Genomic DNA, 21,013 nt, shown 5'->3' with positions numbered 1-21,013 from the left:
CGCTTTTAACGCGCCCGAAGTGCGGCAATATCATCCTGAGTGGGTAGCGCGGCGTACGCGCCAGGCCGGGTAACGGTATGAGCCCCACAGCGGCAGGCAGTCTCCACGGCAGCGCTTAAGAAGGCGTTATCCTCGTGCCAACCTGGGGCAATGCCGTGGCGAGAAAGCTCTGCCAGCAGGCCACCAATAAACGCATCGCCACCCGCTGTCGTATCCACTGCTTGTACACTGGGCGGCGCAATGTGCTGTGCCATGGCAGCACTTTTAAGCACCACATCGTTAGGGCCGTCAGTAATAAGAATGACGTTGACGCCTGCGGCCAAGCGCTGGTTAAGCCAGGTGTCCTGAGACTGCTCGCCGCGCAGGTAATCCAGCTCCTCAAGCGATATCTTGAGCAGCTCGGCAGTGTCTAAAAGCTGCATCACCAGGCCAATATCGGCGGCGGCATCTGCCCATAAATTATGTCGCAGGTTGGCGTCAACGCTCACCAGACAGCCAGACTGCTTGGCCATGTTTGCCAAGGCGAGGGTGGTTTCGGCAATGTCAGGGTCGGTTAGGCTATTGCTGCACAGGTGCACGATGGCTGGCGTTTCAAATACTCCTTGGGGCAAATGATGAATGCGATAGAGCAGGTCAGCGGCCGGTGGGCGGTAGAAGTCAAAGGTGCGTTCGCCGAGGGAGTCTCGGGAGACAAACGCGAGTGCCGTACGGGCCATTTTAGTTCGCATAACGCCATCGGTATTAACCCCATGGCTGTTGAGTTCCCGAATCAAAAAATGGCCAAATGTGTCATCGCCGACCATACCTAAAAAGTGACTAGGCACCCCAAGCCGAGCACAAGCGACGGCAACATTAGCGGGCGCACCGCCAGCATAAGGAGTAAAGGTTTCCTGGCGGTCGTTAGCATCGCCTAAGCGGCTTGAAAGCATATCCACCAGCGCTTCACCAAACGCAATAACAGAAATCATGGGTTGTCCTTGTTGTTTTGAGGTTGCTGCCGCCCTGCGCGTTAAAACACTTCTTCGTTATGTAGCGCTTCGGCAGCGCCTAGCAGGCCTGTCCATGGGTGAGTGACGACCCAGATAGGAATATCCGCATTATAGGTGTGCATACGCCCTTTATTGATAAAGGCCGTATGTAGCTCGCTGTTGGGCAGCCAGTCCAGCAGGCGTGGAACAATGCCGCCACATAGATACACGCCCCCGCGAGCGCCCATCGTCAGTGTTGCGTCGCCACACACATCCCCCAGGATTTTTAGAAACCGCAGCAGCGTGCGGCTGGCTATTTCATCACCCTGCTGGGCAGCCTGAGTCACCTCGGCAGCAGTGGTAAACGCTGGCGCTATGCCTTCAAGGGCGCAGTCAGCCGTATACAGGTCAACAATGCCCTGGCCACACAATAGGCGCTCTACGCTGACGCGCGGGTAGTGCTTGTGTAGCTCATCCAGCAGTTCACGCTCTCGAATATCGGTGGGGGCAAACGTAACATGGCCGCCTTCGGTGGGCAGCGGAATCCATGCGTGCAGGCCAGGGAAAACGCCCGCCACGCCCAGCCCCGTGCCCGGGCCAATTACCAGGCGCGCTGCATGTGCTTGAGGCGTGCCGGGCTTCACTTCCACCAGGTCGTGATCTGGCACGTGGGGGATGCCCAATGCCTGAGCGGTGAAATCATTAATAACTTTAAACAGCGAAAGGTTCAGCGTCTGCTGAACCTCGCTTTTTAAAAACTGCCAGTGGTTGTTGGTCATTTTGACCTGCTCGGCATGCACCGGGCAGGCAAACGCTAGGCAGGCCTCAGTAGGCGCGTTACCGCCGGTCGCGCCCACTTGGCTCAAATAGTCTTGGGCTGCTTCCACTACCCCCGGGTAGTCGGCGCAGGGCAGGTTGAGAATGTGCTGGGGCGTTTTCTCCCCTGGGGTGACCAACGCAAAGCGGGCGTTGGTTCCCCCGATGTCACCAATGAGAGCAGGTCGGCTCATTGGTCCTCCTGCTCGATTTTTTCCAGTTCTCGGGAAAGAGCGTCAGCTTCAAAGCCGCCAAACACGCCTGCGCCTTCTTCCGCTTTGGTAGCCAAGTGGCGGAAGCCGCCAAATAGCTCGCGACCCATGCCAAAGTGGTTCTGCTCAAGATTGGCCTGCGCGCACGGTCTAGCATCAAACGTAGCAGCATCCATCAGCACGTTAAGTTCGCCGGTTTCGGCATCCAGGCGCACAATGTCACCATCCTGCAACTTGGATAGAGGGCCGCGGTCAACGGCTTCAGGCGTGACATGGATAGCGGCAAGCACTTTGCCTGAAGCGCCCGACATACGGCCATCGGTCACCAGAGCCACTTTAAAGCCACGGTCTTGTAGCACGCCTAAAAACGGCGTGAGCTTGTGCAGTTCGGGCATGCCATTGGCTTTAGGGCCCTGGAAGCGCACCACCACGATGACATCGCGATCCAACTGACCCGATTCAAACGCCGCTTTTACCTGGTTTTGATCATCAAATAGCTGAACAGGCGCCTCAACGATGCGGTGTGCCTGCTTCACTGCGGAAATTTTAATCACGCCGCGGCCCAGATTGCCGTCGAGTACGGTAAGCCCGCCAGTTGGCGAGAAGGGATTGCTGACCGGGCGGAGTACCTCTGAGTCGAGGCTGGATTCAGGGCCTTCGCGCCAAGTGAGCTTGCCATCTTCAAGGAAAGGCTCTTGCGTGTAGGCGGTCATGTCCGTACCAAAGACGGTAGGAATGTCGCCATGCATAAGACCCGCTTGGAGAAGTTCGCGAATCAGCAGGCTCATACCGCCCGCCGCCTGGAAGTGATTAACATCCGCCTGGCCGTTGGGGTAAATGCGGGTCATGCTGGGCACCACTGCTGAAAGCTCGGTGAAATCGTCCCAGTTAATGGTAATGCCCGCCGCGGCTGCCATGGCTACCAGGTGTAGCGTGTGGTTGGTTGAGCCGCCCGAGGCTAGCAGGCCGACAATTGCGTTAACAATCGCTCGCTCATCAATTTGCTTATAGAACGGGCGGTAGTTGCCGCTTTGTTCGGTATTGCGAATGGCCTGTTCAGTGGCATAGCGGGTGAGCGCTTCACGCAGCGGGGTGCCTGGGTTAACAAACGAGGCGCCGGGCAGGTGGAGGCCCATCATTTCCATCATTAGCTGGTTGGAATTGGCGGTGCCGTAAAACGTGCAGGTGCCGGGGCTATGATAGGACTGGGATTCGGCTTCCAGCAGCTCGTCTCGGCCAACCTTGCCTTCAGCATAAAGCTGACGAACGCGGGCTTTTTCATCATTGGGAAGGCCAGTGGTCATGGGGCCACCAGGCACAAACATGGCCGGTAGATGGCCAAAGCGTGCAGCGCCAATAAATAGCCCAGGCACAATTTTATCGCAGATCCCCAAGTACAGCGTTGCATCAAACATGTTGTGAGAAAGTGCGACCGCCGTCGCCATGGCGATCACGTCGCGGGAAAACAGCGACAGCTCCATGCCGGGCTGCCCTTGGGTCACGCCGTCGCACATGGCGGGTACGCCACCTGCAAACTGGGCGGTTGAACCCATGCCCCGCGCGGCTTCTTTAATAACCGCAGGGTAGTCTTCAAAAGGCCGGTGAGCGGAAAGCATATCGTTATAGGACGATACGATGCCCACGTTGGCGCTATTGGTTAACTTGAGTCGGCCCTTATCGACAGGAACATCGCAGCCGGCAAAGCCGTGCGCCAGGTTCCCGCAGGAAAGCTCACCACGATGGACGCCTTGCTTATGTTGGTCCGCCATATGCGCTTCGTAGAGCGCGCGCCGCTGCCGAGAACGTTCACGAATACGTTGAGTAACCTTGGCAACGGTAGGATTTAACGTAGCAGGTGTTGGGCTCGGCATAATGACCTCTGCATGATAGAAACGGCACGATTTGTGTAGTTATTTTACATATTTTTATGCTGTTTTAAGTAAATAAAAAATAAAACAGGTTATTCGTTTGGTTTTATTACTATATCCAAGACCTTGCGGCTCATTATCTCTTTAGATTCAGGCAGTGGCACAGTCTCTTGGCGGCTCGCTTAAGCAAGTCTAGTATAATCCAATGGCCTCTATCGAGTTCCGCCTGCCATGCTTGATGTGCGGCTCCATCATTATTGAGCTGGCGCACAACCCTTCCTGGATGACTGGCTGTTCATCGCTACTGTTAGCGGCTAAAAAGCCAGGTGCGCGGCGATGAAAGAGCAACGTTAAAGCCCCAACGTTTGTTACTATTTGAGGCTTAACTGTCTGTTTTCTTTTACGCTACCGGAGCTCGCTATGCATTCCCTAATTGCCCAGATACAACCTGTTGATTGCGCTGCTGGTGATAGGGCAAGGGCGTATCTGGACACGCTTACCAAGCCGCCTGGAAGCCTTGGAATGCTAGAGCAGTTGGCGATTCAGCTTAGCGAAATTAGCGGTGAACGTGCGCCTACCATTACGCCGCCTGGGGTCGTGGTGTTTGCCGCGGACCATGGCGTTGCCGCCGAAGGCGTTTCTGCCTTTCCCCAAGCGGTTACGGCACAGATGGTCGCCAACTTCGCCAACGGAGGTGCGGCAATCAACGTGTTTGCCCGGCAGGTGAACGCCAGGCTTGAGATCGTCGATGTGGGTGTCGTAAGCGATGTTGATATGCCGGGCGTGGTCGTCAATAAGATACGTCGCGCCTCGGGAAATATTGCTATCGAAAATGCCATGCTCCCTGAGCAAGCCCAAGCGGCAATTGGGGCAGGCATTAATGCCGTGAGGCGCGCTCACCAGGCGGGTTGCCGTAGTGTAATAGTAGGCGAGATGGGCATTGCCAACACCACCGCAAGTAGCGCCATGCTAGCGGCCTTGACCGGTACGCCGGTTGCTCAGGTAGTGGGCGCAGGCACAGGGCTTAACAGCCAGCAGCAAATACATAAAGTGAATGTTATTGAGCGAGCGCTTGCGGCGCGGCATTTTGAGGCGAGTCAACCGTTAAGCGTGCTGACCGCCTTGGGTGGGCTTGAAATAGCCGCGATGACCGGCGCCTATTTGGCTGCGGCCGCTTATCGCCTGCCCGTCATTGTCGATGGTTTTATTGCTAGCGTGGCCGCACTGACTGCCTGCCGAATTTGCCCCGCTGTAAGCGGCTATCTTGTATTCGGTCATCGCTCTGAAGAGCCAGGCCACGGGGCAGCGCTGGAAGCGCTGGAGGCAACACCGTTACTCGCGCTGGGCATGCGCTTGGGGGAAGGCAGCGGTGCCGCGCTGGCTTTCCCTTTGCTCCAGGCGGCTACCGCCATGATGGCTGAAATGGCGACGTTTACCTCCGCCGGTATCGCGGACAAAACAGCGTGACCCTGCTACTGCTTATTACATTCGCTATCGGGTTGGATTTACTAATAGGCGACCCTCGCTCATTGCCGCACCCGGTCGTTTTCATTGGCCGCATGATCAGCTTTTTGGAAAAGAGCTGGAATCGAGGCACTGATTCACAGCGAAAGCGCCGGGGATTTCTACTCACCGCAACCGTCGTCATTGGCGTATGGGGTGTTAGCTGGTCAGTGCTTGCGCTGTTAACGGCGATTAACGTTTGGCTTGGGTTAGTTGCGGAGCTCTGGCTGCTGGCTACAACGCTTGCCATTAAAGGGTTGGCGGATGCAGGCCGAGCCGTCGCGGTACCGCTGGCTAACGGCGATTTGCCGGGCGCACGCCAAGCGCTTTCCATGATTGTAGGGCGCGATACGGCAGCGCTCGATGAGGCTGAAATCACTCGGGCGACGGTGGAAACCGTGGCTGAAAATACCGTGGATGGTATTACCGCACCGCTGTTTTTTGCCGTGATAGGTGGGGCGCCGTTAGCTCTGGCGTATAAGGCGATTAATACGCTGGACTCCATGGTAGGGTACCGTAACGAGCGCTTTGAAAAGTTTGGCTTTGCCTCGGCCAAACTGGACGATATAGCCAACTGGTTGCCAGCCCGAATCACCGCGTGCTGCCTTTGGTTAGGCGGTATTTTATTGGCCTTGGTGGCCAATAAGCCGCTACGCTGGCGAGGCGCGCTACGTGCCACTTGCCAAGAGGCCCCGCGTCACCCAAGCCCCAATGCCGGTTGGCCAGAGGCCATGGTTGCCAGGCTATTGGGTGTGCAGCTGGGTGGGCTTAATACCTATCAAGGCGCTATTTCTCGGCGCGCAACGCTTGGCGAGCCTCTGGCGCCACTAAACGTGACGCACATCGGGGGGACCATTCAACTAATGCATGTAGGGTGGCTGCTGTTTATGGGGCTGATGGGGTTGCTATGGGTGGGGGTAAGGTGAGCTATAAAGCAGAGCAGTGCGTCTCTCACTGGCCAAGCCATGGTGGCCAGCCAGCCGCACTTTTAAAGCGCTTTGGGCTACCCGATGCGCACCCAATAGAAGACTTTAGCGCCAACCTTAATCCGCTTGGTCCGCCTGAGTGGGTGGCAAACGCGCTCACTGCGTCGATTGCGTCGCTAGCCCATTACCCGGCACCTGATTATCGCGAGGCTCGGGAAGCGATAGCCGCCTACCACGGCGTTACGCCCGAGCAGGTACTGCTGACCAATGGGGGAGCCGAGGCGATTTTTTTAGTGGCAGCCCGGTATGCGGGCAAGCGCGCCGCCATCGTGACGCCTGGCTTTGGAGAGTATGCGCGCGCCTGCCGCGCACACCGTTTGCCAATTACTTATATTGCGTTATCCGCTCCAACGTTTGAGCTTGATCTCGACGCGTTAATGGCATCACTAAAAGACATCAGCGTACTGTTTTTATGCCGCCCCAATAACCCTACCGCTACGTTGATTCCACTGAGTACCATGCAGGCGTTATTGGCCCGCACGGCAGCGATAGGTTGCGATGTGGTGGTTGATGAAGCGTTTGTCGATATGACCGTGGAGGAGGGGGAAAGAGCGTCGTTAACGCCCCTGTTGGCCGACCATCCGCATCTACTGCTGCTACGCTCGATGACCAAGTTTTATACGTTGCCGGGGTTACGCGTAGGCTACGTGCTGGCGCCTTCGGTGGCCATTCAAACGTTGGCTGTGCACCAACCTCCCTGGAGCGTAAATCAGATGGCGGCTGCGTTGGTGGCGCCGCTCCTTCGGGATGCGGCGTTTGCTGAGCAAACTCGCAGCTGGCTAAACCAGCAACACCCGCTGATGGCGGCATCTCTGCTTACAAAAGGGCTTGATGTCGTCACCAGCACGACTAATTTTTTTCTGGCAAGGCCTAATAACACTTTGCGTGAAAGGGGGCTTACCAGTAACGTACTTTTTGAGCGCCTGTTGCGAAACGGCATATTGGTTCGTCATACGCATAACTTTGCAGGTCTGGACGGCGATTGGGTGCGCATTGCCCTGCGTGGCGCAACAGCGAACCAGCGACTATTAAAGGTACTGAATGATTGTCTTTGTTAGTGGCGGCGCTCGCTCGGGGAAAAGCGCAGTGGCCGAGCAGCAGGTAATAAAAGCCGCCAATGGGAGTAGTTGCTACTACATTGCTACTGCGGAGGTTTATGACGCGGAGATGGCGGCGCGAGTGGCACGCCATCAAAGCGCGCGGGATATGCGTTGGATCACGATTGAGGCACCCATTGCCATTGACCAAGCGATCGCACAAGTGCCCGATGGCGCCGCTGTATTGTTGGACTGTCTGACACTCTGGGCCAGTCAGGTGCGTTACTCGGGTGGTTTAACTGACTCCCAAGGCAAGGCGCTGTTAGCAAAGAGCGTACAAGATGCGCGTTCGCGAGGCATTCACCTGGTGCTGGTGTCCAACGACCTCAATGAGGACCTGCCTTCACCTGATAAAGAACTCGGGAGTTTCCTGGCATTTTTACAGTCACTGCATTGCTGGCTGGCGGGTGAGGCAAACTCGGTGCTTGAAGTGGTGGCCGGGCATGCCATTGAGTGGAAACCCAAGAGTGACCCTTCATGAAAAATGCTTTTTATGGTGGTGCGCTTGCCCTGCAGTTTTTAACCCGCTTACCGGTACCTATTGCCTGCCCCTGGACACCTAAAACCCGCCGTTGGGCTATCCGTGCCTATCCCCTGGTGGGGCTATTGTTGGGTGGTTTGTTAGCGCTGCTGGCGCTGTTGCTTCAAAACGCGCCCACGCCAATTGCCGCACTTGCGCTGCTCAGCCTATGGGTGGGCTTGAGCGGTGGCTTGCACCTGGATGGGGTAATGGATTTAGCCGATGCGCTGGGCAGCAATCAACCGCTGGCGCGCCGCTGGGAAATCATGAAAGACCCCCAAATTGGCAGTTTCGGCATCTTGGCGCTGCTTTTTTTGCTTGCCTGGAAAGGCGCCCTGCTTTGGGCATTACTGCAATACGGCGCTCCGCTCTGGTGGTTGGTGGTACTCCCCTCGTTGGGGCGATGGGGGGGCGCGATGCTACTGGTATTCACGCCATGTGCTCAACAAACAGGGCTGGCCTGGGCTTGGAAGCAGTCGCTTGGCCTGCGTGATGTACTGCTGGCGCTGGTACCTTTGCTGCTGCTCGCGCTTTTTTGGCCGGGCATTATGGCAATGTGCCTTGCGACGGGCTTATTTGTAGTCGCCAGCCGATGGGCGCTGATGACACTGTTCCAGGGTATTAATGGTGATATGGTGGGCGCGACGATAGAAGGAGGTGAGTTGTGGCTGATGGGGTTAATGTTGAGCTGGTGGTGGTACGCCATGGCATTACCGCCTGGAATGTAGAGCGCCGCTATCAGGGGCAGCGCGATATTCCGCTGTTATTTCCTGATGCTGAAGAGGGGCTTTTAGCACTTCGCGAAGCGCTAGCAAGCGAGCGTTTTGACGCGATCTATTCAAGTGACCTTCACCGCTGTCAACAAACGCTTGAGTGGATTCAAGCGGCCAAGCCGGGTGTGCCGCTACGTTTGGAGCCTCGCCTACAAGAACTCAATTTTGGTGATTATGAAGGCAAGGTTTACGATGAACTTAAAGACTTGCCGCATTATCGTGCCTGGGTGGATAGCGTCGGCGAGCTACAGATCCCAGGCGGTGAGTCAGCGGCTCAGCTACGTGAGCGCTTGGCGCTTTGGCTTGCCGATGTAGCGAAAGATGCCTTGGCGCATGGGTATCAAAAGATTCTGGTCGTAACGCATGGCGGCGTTATCCGCGAGCTTCGCCGCCGCTTTGAAACGATTGAGTTTTGGGGTGGCGTGGTGACTCAGGCCCAAGGAAGACGCTGGCAATTGACGTATCACCCCGGCGATTGTGGAAAAGGAGAGTGGCTATGCAACTGTTCATCGGCGGTGCCTGTGCCGGTAAGCGAAGCCTTGTAAAAACACGTTTTCCAAGTGCTGTCTGGTGGCGGTTAGCGCCTGGGCAGCGCTTACGTGAGTGCGCCGGGGTAATGCTGCCCAGCACACCATTAATACTGCATGGCGTACTGGAGTGGCTCTCAGCCTCCATGGACTCCGATGCAGGAAGCGATGGCTGGCGGTCACAATGGTGCGATGATTTAAACGAGCTTCTGCAGTCTGCCAAGGCGCAGCAAACAGCGCTGGTTATTATCGCCAGCGATATCGGCCGAGGCATTGTGCCCATCGAGCGCCATCAACGCCGCCTGCGTGATTTAAACGGTTGGTTTAGCCAAGACGTAGCGGAACGTGCCGAGCACGTTTGGTATGTGCGCCATGGGTTGGTGCAGGGATTACCTAATAAGTAGCAGCACGTTTTTCTTTAGTACGTCAGTTTTATCCTGCTTTTGTAAGAGATCTCTTACTTTTTTGTAGGATATTGTCGCTTTGCGCGCTTAAAGGGTTGTTCTTCAGTGAGTTACCGCTACTCTGGACGTTTGTCTTTTTATTACGTTCCAGGGAGTGGCACGATGGCTAACGGTAAGGGCCTACAATTCACCCTGACGCTGCCCGGCGTTGATGATATCGCGGTGATCGACTTTACCCACCGCGAAGCGCTCTCCCAGCCTTTTGAACTGGTGCTCAACCTGGCCAGCCGCGACGGCCGCCTGGACGCCGCCGAGCTGCTGGACCGCGAAGCCACCCTGACCGTTTGGCAGGATGGTAAAGCGTTGCGTCACGTGCACGGTGTCGTCAGCGAGTTTGGTCGCGGCGACCGCGGCCACCGGCGTACCTTCTACTCCCTGGTGCTGCGTCCCGCACTCTGGCGGCTTTCGCTGCGTCACAACTCGCGTATCTTCCAGAAAGTCGATCCGCTGACCATCATCAATACCCTGTGCGACGAACGTGGCATTACCGACGTGGCCTTCGCCGTCACCCGTGAACTGCCCGAGCGCGAATACTGCGTGCAGTACCGCGAGACTGACCTGGCATTTATCGAACGCTTGGCCGCCGAAGAGGGGCTGTTTTATTTCCATCTGTTTGATGAAAAAGGCGAAGAGAGCGCCCATCGGCTGGTATTCGCCGATGACCCCCAAGTACTGGCGAATTTAGGCGAGCGCACCTACCACAGCCGCGCCGGCGGCACCGCGCCCACGCGCCATGTGCGCAAGCTTAGCCACACTGCCCGCGTGGCGGCGGCCACCGCTACATTAAAAGATTACAGCTTCAAGAACCCGGCCTACGCCCAACTGCACGAACACCTGGGCCGCGACGTGGAAGCCCACGGCCAGCAGACGGATTACGAACACTTCGATTACCCTGGACGCTACAAGCAGGACGCCTCCGGCCAGCCGTTTACCCGCATCCGCCTGGAAGAGCTTCGCCGCGACGCCATCACCGCCAGCGCCGAAAGCGACCTGCCCGAACTTGCCCCCGGCGTGCGCTTTAGCCTGACCGACCACGACACGGAAAGCCTTAACCGCGACTGGCAGGTGGTGGCCGTACACCATACAGGCGAGCAACCCCAGGCGCTGGAAGAGGATGGCATGGTTCTTAGCAAAGAGTCACACAGCGATGCCAGCGGCATGACACGCTATTTCAACCAGGTCACCCTCATGCCCGGCGATGCCCCCTGGCGTGCCACGCCCAACCCCAAACCCCGCGTGGATGGCCCCCAGGTGGCGTTTGTGGTCGGCCCGGAAGGCGAGGAAATTTACTGCGACGAACACGGCCGCGTAAAAGTACAGTTCCCCTGGGACCGCTATGCCGAGCCCAACGAAACCGCCAGCTGCTGGGTGCGTGTGGCTCAGGGCTGGGCAGGCGGCGGCTACGGCAGTATTGCCATTCCGCGCATCGGTCACGAAGTGATCGTTTCCTTCCTGGAAGGCGACCCGGACCAGCCGCTGGTCACCGGGCGCACCTATCACGCCGTAAACACCGCGCCGTACCCGTTGCCCGAACACAAGACGCGCACGGTCATTCGCACCCAAAGCCATAAGGCTGAAGGTTTCAACGAACTGCGCTTTGAAGACGAGGCGGGTGAAGAACAGATCTGGCTGCACGCCCAGAAAGACCTGGAGCTGTTAACGCTCAACGACCGCACAGAAGAAATTCACAACGACAGCTTTCTCAAGGTGCACAATGACCGCATCAGCGAGATCGACAACGACGACCACCACACGGTACACGGCAACCGCTTCGAGCACGCCGAAGGCCAGCAGCATCTGACGGTACAAGGCACGCTGCATATCAACGCCGGTCAGGCCTGGCTGAGTGAAAGCGGCCGCGAGCTGCACATCAAGGCCGGCCATAAGGTGGTGCTGGAAGCGGGCAGCGAATTGACCCTCAACGCAGGGGGAAGCTTTCTCAAGCTGGATGATGGCGGCATTACCATTTCAGGCCCCAACGTCAAAGTGAACGCCGGCGGTAGCCCCGGCAATGGCACCAGCCAGGCGGCTGAAGGGCCACTGCTGCCGGGGCGGGCATTGGCGGAGGTGCATGAGCGAGTCGATCAGCTCTCGCAGGAGGCATTACTCAAGGTCAATTTCAAACTCCCCGAGGTATGTGAAGAGTGCTGGAAAAAAGCACTGGCGGAAGGGCAGAGTGCCATACCCGGAGAGCAAGCATGAGTACCGGAAACCTTCCTGCTTGGGAACCCCTTTCAACATTACAAGTACCGGCCATCAAGCGCTATGCGTTGATAGAGATGGCGCAGCTAGCGGTAACCACCCGAACGACCCTGTTCAACGAGATAGTTGACGCGGACCACTACTGGTCGCTCATCAAGGATGAACGCCAGCCCCATTTACAGCGCGAAGGCCCCTGGTTGTTGAGCATTCCTCATGATCAGCTTGATCAATTGAACCAGCTAGACGGCATGGCATGCGCCTTGCTCGGTTGGATAGAGACCCCACTGGCCGGGGCCGAGCTAGCTAGCCATCTGGCCCCGGCCATGATAGTTGAAAACCCACAAAAGCAGCGCGCTCTCCTTCGATTCTATCTTCCTGATGTCATTACTCAGTTACATGAGGATGCGCTCGAGAATTCAGCGAACGTACTCTTTTCGGGCGTTACCCGGTGGTGGTATCAGGATACAACAATGGGTTGGGTAGCCCTTGAAGGGCAAGCTTCACCAGGGTGCGTCTCTCAATGGCAGTTGGTCGTCGACGAAGCTCGTTGGCAATCCCTGCACGGTGAACCGGAAGTTATGCAATTGACTGCCGAACTGGTCGATTTTTCACCGTCATTATTTGAGGGAATATGCCATTGTGAGCGTCCCCGTCATGTAGCAAAAGCGCTTGTGCAAGCCGACCATCATGGTTTGACCGCGACTGCCGACAAGCGAACCTTTGTCTATGTGCAACTAAGCCAGGGAAGTGACGCTTGGGCATCGGAGGAAATGCAACGCCTCTTGCAACGTGCGGCGAGTGATGAAACCACGCTGGCTGAGATATTAGCAACCACCTATCAGCAGGACGAGCCATGATAGCTCGCTGGGCAATAAGCCGTTATATGCGTTTAATACCTGTATGGCTTCAGGTGCTGTTGGTTGTCTTGGTAATTACATGGCTTGCCTGGGCCATGATTTTTAATGCATCAAAGAATGGAAGCTTGGTTGGTCACAATCATACTGACCGACCTCTTTTTCGATATTTTGTAGATGGTAATTATGGTGGAAATGGTGGGACCACTTGTTGTTGGTCTTTCAAAGGAGATAGCGTTGAGGTCGTGTGGATTTTTGATGTCACTCCTAAGGATATCGATGCGGGATTGGAAGAAGAAAAGCATAACGCAACTCTCCCGATGCCAGAATATGCTCAAGAAGATCAGTATCTACACGTACATTTTCTCCCAGAAAATCAAGTTGCACTTGCTTGGAGTCCAGATATGCAATCTCCACTCTCCGAAAAATTAAGATGAAAGCTTGACTGTCAGTGCAATGAGTTGTGTGAAGAATTTATTGAAAGAGGGAGTGGTTTGCTATGTTAGTACGCTGGGCAATAAGTCGTTATATGCGCTTGATACCTATTTGGCTTCAGGTGTTGTTGGCCGCCTTGGTGGTTTTATGGCTGGCTTGGAGCATGCTTTTTAATACATCAAAGAGTGGTTCTTTGATGGGGCACAGCCATATAGATCGGCCGATTTATAGTTTTTGGGTGGATGGGAATTGGGGTGGAAATTTATCCGCTTACACCGGAGGCTTATATACGGGAGGCGGAACTACCTGCTGCTGGGGCTTTCAAACTAGCTCTGTTGAAGTAGTGTGGATTCTAGATGTTACTCCTGAAGATATTGAGGCTGGCCTGGAGGAAGAAAGACATAGTCTTACAGTATCTATGCCAGCCTATGACCGCCAAGACCAGTACTTGCACGTTCATTTCTTACCAGAAAATCAAGTCGAGCTTGCTTGGAGCCCAGATCTACAATCTCCATTGTCTGAAAAGCTACAAGAGGAGATGAAAAATGATTGACCAAAGCGCATTAGAATGCATTCAGGCATTTAATGCATCCAGTCTTAGCGGAGAAGGTGAACAATACTTGGGCGTTAGCTGTAGCCAAGTGTTGGATATTGGTTTCTATTTTGATGGAATAAGCAGAAATCTTGAGGAAGATATACAAAACGGAAAAGTCAGTAATATTGGCCGTTTATATAGTGCTTATCCAGAAAGGGCTCAAAGTACCCTTGCTCATAAATTTATTAGGCACTACTACTCCGGCCTTGGGACATCTTTCGAATCAAGCCTTTCTGACGATGTAGTAGGTGCTGCGAACCGCGTTCCTGGTGAAGCAGTCGGTACGGGTGAAGGACAGCTGCGTTCCAGTGCCACGGATGCCGCAAAAGAAGTACTCTCTGGTGGTGGATCGGGGCGCTGGTATGAGGTTTTTGGGCGTACATTTAAAGTATCCATCACTCAACCCTGGAACTGGGTAAAAGCGGCCCGAGATGCTGCTATTCGCACAGGCATTGAAGCCGCCCCACCTATCCGTGACACCTCCATTGCTGCCAGTCTGTTGATGAGCGGAAGCCACACCCGCCTTTCCTCCGCTGTTCGCGATTTCCACAACAGCGTGGCTGACGTCAAGCAAAGCAGTGAGCTACCGCTGGCCCGCATACGTGTCTCTGTCTTTGGCTTCGATTTTGGGGCCGCCATGGCAAAAGCCTTTGTACGACGGCTACTGGATGAAGTGTGCGATCAGGACGGCGAACGCTTTGTTTATCAGGACAGTGATGTGGAAGTGGTATTTGTAGGCTTGTTGGACTGTGTGGATCGTACCCACGCCGAGATGGGGCTGCTTGATTGGTTTCACCCGTTAAGCCCGGTGCTTGATGATGGCGGAGAGCTACACCCGGCTTGCCAACGAGTGCTGCATCTAGTGGCTGCCCATGAGCGGCGCTTCTATCGACGTTGCCGTCCGCTGGGAGGGGAAAATGCGCAGTGGCATGAAGAGCTGTGCCCCGGCATTAGCGAAGACATTGGCGGTGGTCTGGTCGCCGACGAACAGAAAACCAGCGCAGAGCTTTCACGTGCTGCCCTGCATCGTATGTATCGCCGCGCCACTATTGCTGGCGTGCCCTTTCCGCCGTTGGATAGCTTGGTTGCTAAAGGTCGTCGTTTTGCCAAAATGTTCGAGCTGAACGATGAAATCGAGGGCTATTCGTTACCCGCTTTGGCGCGCCACTATCAACGGTTTACTACTTCTCGACCAGGCCCTACGGATGAGAACTTCCGCTCTCATACCCTGGTTTATCTGGCCTGGCTGGCACAACGTTACCTTGACTATCAGGATACCCTGGCTGCGCTGGAAGCGCGCGAGGATACCTTGCCCAACCGTTATTACCATCGCACCATTGGTTCGCTCGTAGCCTCTGTTTCCGGCTCCCAGGAAGAGTGGTCGATTCAAACGGCAGAACGCGCTGAAGTGGATGCAGCATTATCTACATTAAAGCAAGCCTGGGGTTGGCTCGAAGATGTGGATGATGAGGCCGCAGATATACGCCGCCGTGAACGCTCATCCGACAGGAATACCTATTTACATGCGCGTGCAACGCTTCGTCATCACTCGCAATTAGCCAATAGCTGGTATCAGTGGACAAGAGAAGAGTCCCCCCCTGAGCTACCTGAGCCGGTAGGGCTTTTGTTTGCTTATGGTTTGCATGACAAGCAGCCCGAAGAGATGACTTATCGAAACCGGCAACCCTCACAGCTCGTTGGCGGGTATCGGTTTATGACGTGGAGGGGTATTGATAAGCCTTAGGTCTAGGTGTAATCCCCCCGAAAATCCGAAGCGGCTGTAAGTAGAAAATTCCGATAAAATGAGCGTAAGGAGTTTTCCGTGAGAAAGTCACGATTTACCGATAGCCAGATTCTCGCCATCCTCAAGCAGGCCGACTCGGTGCGTGCCTGTCCTAGAACTGTGCCGTGAACATGGCATGAGTAGCACTACTTTCTATAAGTGGCGTGCCAGGTTTGGCGGCATGGACGCCTCGCTGATGAAGCGGATGAAAGAGCTCGAAGATGAAAACAGTCGACTCAAGAAGATGTATGCCGAGGAAAAGCTCAAGGCCGAGATCCGTCAGGAAGCGCTTGAGGGAAAGTTGTAAAGCCATCTCAGCGACGTGAGATGGCAGCTTCCACTGTCAAACGCCATGGTGTCAGTATTCGCCTTGCCTGTGAATGCATGAGCGTCAGTGAATCCTGCTACCACTATCGGCCCAAACGACGTTCCGAGAACGACGTGATTGCCGACTGGCTTCTGCGCTTGACGACGGCCAAAAGCGCTGGGATTTTGGGCTTTGCTACCTGCATTTGCGCAATGTGCGTGGTTACACCTGGAATCATAAGCGCGTTTACCGCATTTATCGGGAGCTTGAGCTGAACCTGCGCATCAAGCCCCGGCGACGCTTGAAGCGAGATAAGCCGGATGCCTTGAGCGTGCCGACGGCTATCAATCAGGTATGGTCGATGGTCGAACACTGCGAACCTTCAATATCATCGATGATGACAATCGCGAAGGCCTGGGTATCGAAGTTGACCTGTCATTGCCGAGTGCCCGCGTTATCCGCTCTCTGAAGCACATTATCGAGTGGCGTGGCAAACCGGCAGCCATCCGGCTGGATAATGTGTACATCTCCTAAATTCACTGATTGGCATCAGAGATTTTGGTACAGATGGCTGGCTCCAACCTGCTTATTCAGCAAGTGCTACGGTCCTAAATATATCGCTCAATCGATGATCGACTGGGCTAACAGCAACCGGATAACGCTTTTATACATTCAGCCAGGCAAGACGACTCAAAATGCCTATATCGAACGCTTCAATTGGACGGCACGGCATGAATGGCTGGAGTTGCATCCGTTCGACTCGGTCAGTCATGCCCAGGAGCTCGCGACTGAGTGGCTATGGCAATACAATAACGAGCGGCCCCATACCGCTATCGGCGGTGTCCCTCCTCGGCAGCTACTGATGACAGCTTAAATTTCTACGAATACCTGCTTCGTAAAATGGGGGGATTACAAAAGAAGTTCTCGCCTACGCGAATACCTGGCGGCGTTTAGTCGCCTAACGGTAGGCGCTCCAGTTTGGCTAAACCTGGGCACTTTTCAGAAAAGTGCCCATTTTTGCGCCAGCTCCACTCTTTTCTTATTCCTTTAACTCATTCCCCCTGCTCATCCCTCCAGGAATAGCACGGTGAGAAACCGACCAGGCGGCGGGCTTTTGCATTGCTGTAAAAAGTCTCAAATTCACCCATTGCCTGCTTGATGGGCACGCCTGGGTAGAAGCGTTCCACCACTTGAGCGTTGCTCAATCCTACTGACAGATCATTATTGGCGACGTTAAATACCTCGTAACCCAGGCCGTCTGTTTTCAGGCAGCAGTCGACCATCTGCCCCAGGTCGCGAGCGTCAATGTAAGCGAAAATATTGCGGCGACGCAGTGCCGGGTTGTCCATATAAGCCGGGAAGTTCTGGCGATATTCGTGAGGCTCGATCACGTTATTAATGCGCAGGGCATAAATATCGATGCCCGAGCGCTCCTGGAAAGAGCGTGCGGTTACTTCGTTAACCACCTTGCTCATCGCGTAGCTGTCTTGCGGTACTGTTGGGTGCTCTTCATCTACCGGCAGGTAATCAGGTTGCTTCACTCCGTCGGCAAAGCAAATGCCGTAAGTGGTCTCGCTGGAAGCAAAAATGACTTTGGGAATACCCAGTCGAGTCGCTGCATCCAACACATGGTAGGTACTTAACGTGTTAATGCGGTAGGTTTCGTTGTCCGGCCGGTGGAGAATGGCGGGTATGGCGGCAAAGTGGACGATGGCATCGTAGCGTGGCATGCCGGTGCCAGGTTCTAGCTCATCGAAATTGGCATAGGCCTGGCACGCATTAAATACCTGGCCCGCGTCGGTCAAATCGACCTTTAGCGTAGTGATGCCCGGCACGTCGGAAGCTACCCAGTCCAGATTGGTGACGCTGTGGCCCTGGTCGCGAAGGTACGCCGTTACATGACGACCCGCCTTGCCGCTACCACCGGTAAACAAAATGCGCATGTGGATTTTCCGTTTATTGTAAGAGTCCGTTATAAGGACCCACACCTTAGCAAAGAAAGCGTTACACCGCCGAGTTGGTTTTACCACCACACTATGCGCGACGAAGCAGAGCAATTGATGAATTGCAATCGATGGCAAATAGCCTTATCACAGCATAATCATTGTGCTCCATAAATAAGCCTTGTGATCTACACTCAGTTTAAGCTTGGGTATTTGATCGGCGCCTGAGCCTGATGCTTGATCCCAACAGCAGTGCATTTGCATAAACGGGAGGTCGTTATGATCCACCATGTTTGGGGGCTCCTTCATCATCCTGACGCAGAGTGGCATAAGATTAGTGGCGAGCATGAGTCCGTTAGCCATCTCTATGTCCATCATGTCCTTGTTTTGGCGGTTATTCCTGTGGTCTGTGCGCTGATAGGCACGACCCAGATTGGCTGGACCTATGGCGGTAGTGATACCTATAAAGTCTCTATTACAGATGGCCTGGCGCTAGGCGTTGCGTTTTATGCGCTGATGTTAATGGCCGTTGGTGTGGTCGGCAGTGTGATCCACTGGTTAGCCCGTAAGCTGGAGAGTCGCCCTAGCCGCCGCAACTGTATTATTTTCGCGGGGTACATTGGCACACCGATGTTTCTGAGCGGTGTTTTCGCTCTTTATCCGGCTTTGTGGTTTTGCATGCTGGGCTTGGTGATAGGGCTACTTTATAGCGCTTACCTACTCTACAAGGGAACGCCCAGTTTCTTGGGTATTAGCCATAAGCGTGGTTTTATTATATCCACTGCAACGCTATGTATCGGAGTGCTAGTGTTAGAGGTGCTGCTTGCGGTGATTGTTCTGCTGTGGAGTATGGGATCGGAGTACAGTGTGGTGTGGTGGTTTTTTGGATAGAGAGTGTCTATGGGGCAGTTATGACGGCTTAGCCCCAGATTTTAGCGTTTACTGTATGGCTTGTAAGAAAATCTACTAAATAGCGCTTCTAAAACGCATGATCCGTTTACCGTCAATGGGATCATCCAGCACGTGGGCATACACACCGAACGTCTCTTGTAAGCACTGGGCGGTTAGCACGTCATGTGGCTGGCCGCTGGCGATCAGCCGACCGCCGTCCATCACGCCAATGCGGTCGCACTCCATGGCTTGGTTAAGGTCGTGCAGGGTGGTCACAACGGTAATCGGCAATTGCCTGACCAGCTCAAGAATGGAGAGCTGATGGCGGATATCCAAATGGTTGGTGGGCTCGTCCAGCAGGAGAATTTTGGGTTGCTGGGCCAGTGCCCGGGCAATATGAACGCGCTGGCGCTCACCGCCAGAAAGGGTATGCCAGAGGCGGTCCGCCATGTGCGCCATATCCACGTCATCCAGTGCCTGGCCGACAATCGCATCATCCTCGGCGGACCAAGGGCGAAGCGCAGTGAGAAACGGCGTACGTCCCAGTGCAACCACCTGACGCACATGAATTCTATCGGTGGTTTCCGCCTGCTGTTCAACCATCGCGATAGACTGCGCGATATGGCGTTGACGCATTTTGGCGATCGGCTGACCGCCCATGTGTACATGACCTGTTTTGGGTTTGTTTAAACCTGCCAGCAGGCGAAGCAGCGTGGTCTTGCCGGAGCCGTTGGGGCCAATCAAGCCAAAGGTTTGGCCGGGCGCAACGTCCAGGCAAACGTCCTTTAAAAGCGTGCGACCATGCACGCTCCAGCCTAGCTGTTCAGCGGTTAGTTTCATCGGTTCCTCGTGCCGCGAACAAGAATCATCGCAAAGGCCGGCGCGCCGATCAGCGAGGTAATAACCCCAATGGGCAGTACCTGGCCGGGCACCAGGATGCGCGAAAGAATATCCGAGCCAATCAAAAACACGGCGCCAGCAAGTGCTGAAGCGGGCACCAGTCGCGTGTGTTGGGTGCCCACGATAAAACGCATGGCATGGGGAATGACCAAACCGACAAAACCAATAGCGCCCACCATCGACACCATAATGGCTGTCACTAGCGCTACCGCAATAATTAAAAGCCCTCGGGTTGGGCGAACGGCGATGCCCATGGACGCCGCGCTGTCGGCGCCGAAGGTAAAGGCATCCAGTGCGCGGCGGTGCCAAAGGCAAATCAGCAAGCCGCCCAGGGCTGCAGGGAAAGCGATAACGACATCACCCCAGCGCACACCGGAAAGATTGCCCAGTAGCCAGAACAGGATGCCGCGGGCCTGCTCGGCGCTGGCCGACTTGGTAATGATGAAGGCGGTCAGCGCGTTAAACAGTTGAGAGCCTGCAATGCCCGCCAGAATAATGGCCCCGGCGGCTTGGGTGCTGCGCCCACCGCCAGTCCCGCTGCTGGCTGCATGGGCAAGCAGTACCACCAGCCCAAAGGCAAGTACTGCTCCAGCAAACGCCCCAGCAGATAAAGTGAAAGCACCCGCACCAAGCCCCGCTACGGTAACGGCTACGGCACCGGTTGAGGCGCCGGCAGAAATACCCATCAAGTACGGGTCCGCCAAGGGGTTACGCAGCAACGCCTGGAGCACCACCCCGGCCAGTGCCAGCGCGGCGCCGCAACACGCAGCCACAATGGCGCGGCTTAAGCGATAGTTCCAGATAATACCCGCATCAATACGATCAACGGCGTAGTTAGCGCCCAGAAGATGATTGGCCAATACCTTGAGAATCGTATCCACAGGAATCGAGGTTTCACCAATTGCCGTACCGGCGAGCAGTGCTACCAGCAATACCAGGGGGGCAAGCCAAAACCAGTGCGCCTGAGCGCGCGGTGCTTGGGTACTTTGTATGGCAACCGCTTTCATAGCGTAAAGGAGGTAGCAGGTAGGGCAGGGAAGGGCTTCATGGGATGGTGTTCCGGGTGCCGATGGATATAAAACTCGACAGACTGCCGAAGACGTGACGATAAAGCACGAAAAACCTTTGCGATTGATGACTTGCTTAAGCGGGGAGGTGGCTACACCCTGGTGCCATCCTCTATAATGCGCGGTTATTGTAGTCATTTTATCGGCGTTTGGCTCTATCGTTATTCTCTTGTCAGTGATGAATAACTTTCACGTGTGTTGCAGTGTCCATGCGTCGCTTAATGTATTAATTTTACCCGCTTGAAAAGTAGGCGCTTTAAGCGCATTTCTGGCGCTTAATCGCTCAATATCTTCTTGTTAAA

The 21,013-nt window shown here is 55.1% G+C and carries 19 protein-coding genes and 1 pseudogene; 14 read left to right on the top strand and 6 right to left on the bottom strand.

Translation table 11 applies throughout. The features are described from left to right. Nucleotides 1-5: 5 nt before the first annotated feature. The 3 genes from ACT3RU_RS08490 to edd are packed head-to-tail and all read right to left on the bottom strand — an operon-like array spanning nt 6 to nt 3,867. On the bottom strand, nt 6-968 hold the full coding sequence (locus ACT3RU_RS08490) for a carbohydrate kinase family protein (protein ID WP_192527685.1): 963 nt from the start codon (nt 966-968) through the stop codon (nt 6-8). A 41-nt stretch (nt 969-1,009) separates the two neighbouring features. Then, nucleotides 1,010-1,978, bottom strand: coding sequence for a glucokinase (gene glk, locus ACT3RU_RS08485; RefSeq protein WP_192527684.1), 969 nt, complete (start codon nt 1,976-1,978; stop codon nt 1,010-1,012). After that, the gene (edd, locus tag ACT3RU_RS08480) at nt 1,975-3,867 is read right to left on the bottom strand and encodes a phosphogluconate dehydratase (RefSeq protein ID WP_192527683.1); all 1,893 of its coding nucleotides are present in this window, start codon (nt 3,865-3,867) and stop codon (nt 1,975-1,977) included. Before edd ends, glk begins: the two co-directional genes overlap by 4 nt. A gap of 417 nt (nt 3,868-4,284) precedes the next feature. Here edd and cobT point away from each other — a divergent pair, with 417 nt between their 5' ends. The 13 genes and pseudogenes from cobT (at nt 4,285) to ACT3RU_RS08415 (ending at nt 16,784) form a co-directional block, all read left to right on the top strand. After that, nucleotides 4,285-5,331 (top strand): nicotinate-nucleotide--dimethylbenzimidazole phosphoribosyltransferase, encoded by a 1,047-nt coding sequence (cobT, locus tag ACT3RU_RS08475; protein WP_192527682.1) that lies wholly within the window; start codon nt 4,285-4,287, stop codon nt 5,329-5,331. After that, on the top strand, nt 5,328-6,293 hold the full coding sequence (cbiB, locus tag ACT3RU_RS08470; protein WP_192527681.1) for an adenosylcobinamide-phosphate synthase CbiB: 966 nt from the start codon (nt 5,328-5,330) through the stop codon (nt 6,291-6,293). Before cobT ends, cbiB begins: the two co-directional genes overlap by 4 nt. After that, nucleotides 6,290-7,411, top strand: a complete 1,122-nt coding sequence (gene cobD, locus ACT3RU_RS08465) for a threonine-phosphate decarboxylase CobD (protein WP_318779696.1) — start codon at nt 6,290-6,292, stop codon at nt 7,409-7,411. Before cbiB ends, cobD begins: the two co-directional genes overlap by 4 nt. Next, nucleotides 7,395-7,931 (top strand): bifunctional adenosylcobinamide kinase/adenosylcobinamide-phosphate guanylyltransferase, encoded by a 537-nt coding sequence (locus ACT3RU_RS08460; protein ID WP_192527679.1) that lies wholly within the window; start codon nt 7,395-7,397, stop codon nt 7,929-7,931. The genes cobD and ACT3RU_RS08460 overlap by 17 nt, the downstream gene beginning before the upstream one ends. After that, a complete protein-coding gene (gene cobS, locus ACT3RU_RS08455; protein WP_192527678.1) occupies nt 7,928-8,698 on the top strand; it encodes an adenosylcobinamide-GDP ribazoletransferase in 771 nt (256 codons plus the stop codon). Before ACT3RU_RS08460 ends, cobS begins: the two co-directional genes overlap by 4 nt. Beyond that, entirely contained in the window at nt 8,635-9,288 is a 654-nt protein-coding gene (locus ACT3RU_RS08450) for a histidine phosphatase family protein (RefSeq protein WP_192527677.1), read from the top strand. The genes cobS and ACT3RU_RS08450 overlap by 64 nt, the downstream gene beginning before the upstream one ends. After that, nucleotides 9,240-9,674 (top strand): bifunctional adenosylcobinamide kinase/adenosylcobinamide-phosphate guanylyltransferase, encoded by a 435-nt coding sequence (locus ACT3RU_RS08445; protein WP_192527676.1) that lies wholly within the window; start codon nt 9,240-9,242, stop codon nt 9,672-9,674. The genes ACT3RU_RS08450 and ACT3RU_RS08445 overlap by 49 nt, the downstream gene beginning before the upstream one ends. 162 nt (nt 9,675-9,836) lie before the next feature. After that, nucleotides 9,837-11,936, top strand: coding sequence for a type VI secretion system Vgr family protein (locus ACT3RU_RS08440; protein ID WP_192527675.1), 2,100 nt, complete (start codon nt 9,837-9,839; stop codon nt 11,934-11,936). Beyond that, nucleotides 11,933-12,793: a DUF4123 domain-containing protein gene (locus ACT3RU_RS08435; RefSeq protein WP_192527674.1), complete on the top strand. Its 861-nt coding sequence runs from the start codon at nt 11,933-11,935 to the stop codon at nt 12,791-12,793. Before ACT3RU_RS08440 ends, ACT3RU_RS08435 begins: the two co-directional genes overlap by 4 nt. Beyond that, entirely contained in the window at nt 12,790-13,227 is a 438-nt protein-coding gene (locus tag ACT3RU_RS08430; protein ID WP_192527673.1) for a DUF3304 domain-containing protein, read from the top strand. The genes ACT3RU_RS08435 and ACT3RU_RS08430 overlap by 4 nt, the downstream gene beginning before the upstream one ends. 62 nt (nt 13,228-13,289) lie before the next feature. Next, nucleotides 13,290-13,778, top strand: coding sequence for a DUF3304 domain-containing protein (locus tag ACT3RU_RS08425; protein ID WP_192527672.1), 489 nt, complete (start codon nt 13,290-13,292; stop codon nt 13,776-13,778). After that, a complete protein-coding gene (locus ACT3RU_RS08420) occupies nt 13,771-15,564 on the top strand; it encodes a T6SS phospholipase effector Tle1-like catalytic domain-containing protein (RefSeq protein WP_192527671.1) in 1,794 nt (597 codons plus the stop codon). Before ACT3RU_RS08425 ends, ACT3RU_RS08420 begins: the two co-directional genes overlap by 8 nt. Nucleotides 15,565-15,642: 78 nt before the next feature. Then, nucleotides 15,643-16,784 (top strand): annotated as a pseudogene (locus tag ACT3RU_RS08415) (integrase core domain-containing protein). 178 nt (nt 16,785-16,962) lie between these two features. On the opposite strand, the gene ACT3RU_RS08410 reads toward ACT3RU_RS08415, so the two are convergent. After that, a complete protein-coding gene (locus ACT3RU_RS08410; RefSeq protein WP_192527670.1) occupies nt 16,963-17,853 on the bottom strand; it encodes an NAD-dependent epimerase/dehydratase family protein in 891 nt (296 codons plus the stop codon). 279 nt (nt 17,854-18,132) lie between these two features. On the opposite strand from ACT3RU_RS08410, the gene ACT3RU_RS08405 reads away from it, so the two are divergent. Then, complete coding sequence (locus tag ACT3RU_RS08405; RefSeq protein WP_192527669.1) at nt 18,133-18,744, top strand: Yip1 family protein; 612 nt, start codon at nt 18,133-18,135, stop codon at nt 18,742-18,744. A gap of 75 nt (nt 18,745-18,819) precedes the next feature. Here ACT3RU_RS08405 and ACT3RU_RS08400 read toward each other — a convergent pair whose 3' ends face one another. Both ACT3RU_RS08400 and ACT3RU_RS08395 read right to left on the bottom strand, forming a co-directional pair. Then, nucleotides 18,820-19,584: an ABC transporter ATP-binding protein gene (locus ACT3RU_RS08400; RefSeq protein ID WP_192527668.1), complete on the bottom strand. Its 765-nt coding sequence runs from the start codon at nt 19,582-19,584 to the stop codon at nt 18,820-18,822. Further along, on the bottom strand, nt 19,581-20,651 hold the full coding sequence (locus tag ACT3RU_RS08395) for a FecCD family ABC transporter permease (protein ID WP_192527667.1): 1,071 nt from the start codon (nt 20,649-20,651) through the stop codon (nt 19,581-19,583). Before ACT3RU_RS08395 ends, ACT3RU_RS08400 begins: the two co-directional genes overlap by 4 nt. Between the last annotated feature and the right edge of the window lie 362 nt (nt 20,652-21,013).

It is taken from the genome of Halomonas sp. TP35, from assembly GCF_052375975.1.
GTDB lineage: Bacteria > Pseudomonadota > Gammaproteobacteria > Pseudomonadales > Halomonadaceae > Vreelandella > Vreelandella citrativorans.
The sequence above is the reverse complement of the archived record's forward strand: the minus strand, read 5'-3'. Positions and strand labels throughout refer to the sequence as shown.

Coding starts and splice junctions, on each gene's coding strand:
- ACT3RU_RS08395 (WP_192527667.1), bottom strand. CDS start 20,651: ATGAAAGCGGTTGCCATACAAAGTACCCAAGCACCGCGCGCTCAGGCG.
- ACT3RU_RS08430 (WP_192527673.1), top strand. CDS start 12,790: ATGATAGCTCGCTGGGCAATAAGCCGTTATATGCGTTTAATACCTGTA.
- ACT3RU_RS08425 (WP_192527672.1), top strand. CDS start 13,290: ATGTTAGTACGCTGGGCAATAAGTCGTTATATGCGCTTGATACCTATT.
- ACT3RU_RS08410 (WP_192527670.1), bottom strand. CDS start 17,853: ATGCGCATTTTGTTTACCGGTGGTAGCGGCAAGGCGGGTCGTCATGTA.
- ACT3RU_RS08435 (WP_192527674.1), top strand. CDS start 11,933: ATGAGTACCGGAAACCTTCCTGCTTGGGAACCCCTTTCAACATTACAA.
- ACT3RU_RS08405 (WP_192527669.1), top strand. CDS start 18,133: ATGATCCACCATGTTTGGGGGCTCCTTCATCATCCTGACGCAGAGTGG.
- cobT (WP_192527682.1), top strand. CDS start 4,285: ATGCATTCCCTAATTGCCCAGATACAACCTGTTGATTGCGCTGCTGGT.
- ACT3RU_RS08490 (WP_192527685.1), bottom strand. CDS start 968: ATGATTTCTGTTATTGCGTTTGGTGAAGCGCTGGTGGATATGCTTTCA.
- ACT3RU_RS08460 (WP_192527679.1), top strand. CDS start 7,395: ATGATTGTCTTTGTTAGTGGCGGCGCTCGCTCGGGGAAAAGCGCAGTG.
- cobS (WP_192527678.1), top strand. CDS start 7,928: ATGAAAAATGCTTTTTATGGTGGTGCGCTTGCCCTGCAGTTTTTAACC.
- glk (WP_192527684.1), bottom strand. CDS start 1,978: ATGAGCCGACCTGCTCTCATTGGTGACATCGGGGGAACCAACGCCCGC.
- edd (WP_192527683.1), bottom strand. CDS start 3,867: ATGCCGAGCCCAACACCTGCTACGTTAAATCCTACCGTTGCCAAGGTT.
- ACT3RU_RS08445 (WP_192527676.1), top strand. CDS start 9,240: ATGCAACTGTTCATCGGCGGTGCCTGTGCCGGTAAGCGAAGCCTTGTA.
- ACT3RU_RS08440 (WP_192527675.1), top strand. CDS start 9,837: ATGGCTAACGGTAAGGGCCTACAATTCACCCTGACGCTGCCCGGCGTT.
- ACT3RU_RS08400 (WP_192527668.1), bottom strand. CDS start 19,584: ATGAAACTAACCGCTGAACAGCTAGGCTGGAGCGTGCATGGTCGCACG.
- ACT3RU_RS08420 (WP_192527671.1), top strand. CDS start 13,771: ATGATTGACCAAAGCGCATTAGAATGCATTCAGGCATTTAATGCATCC.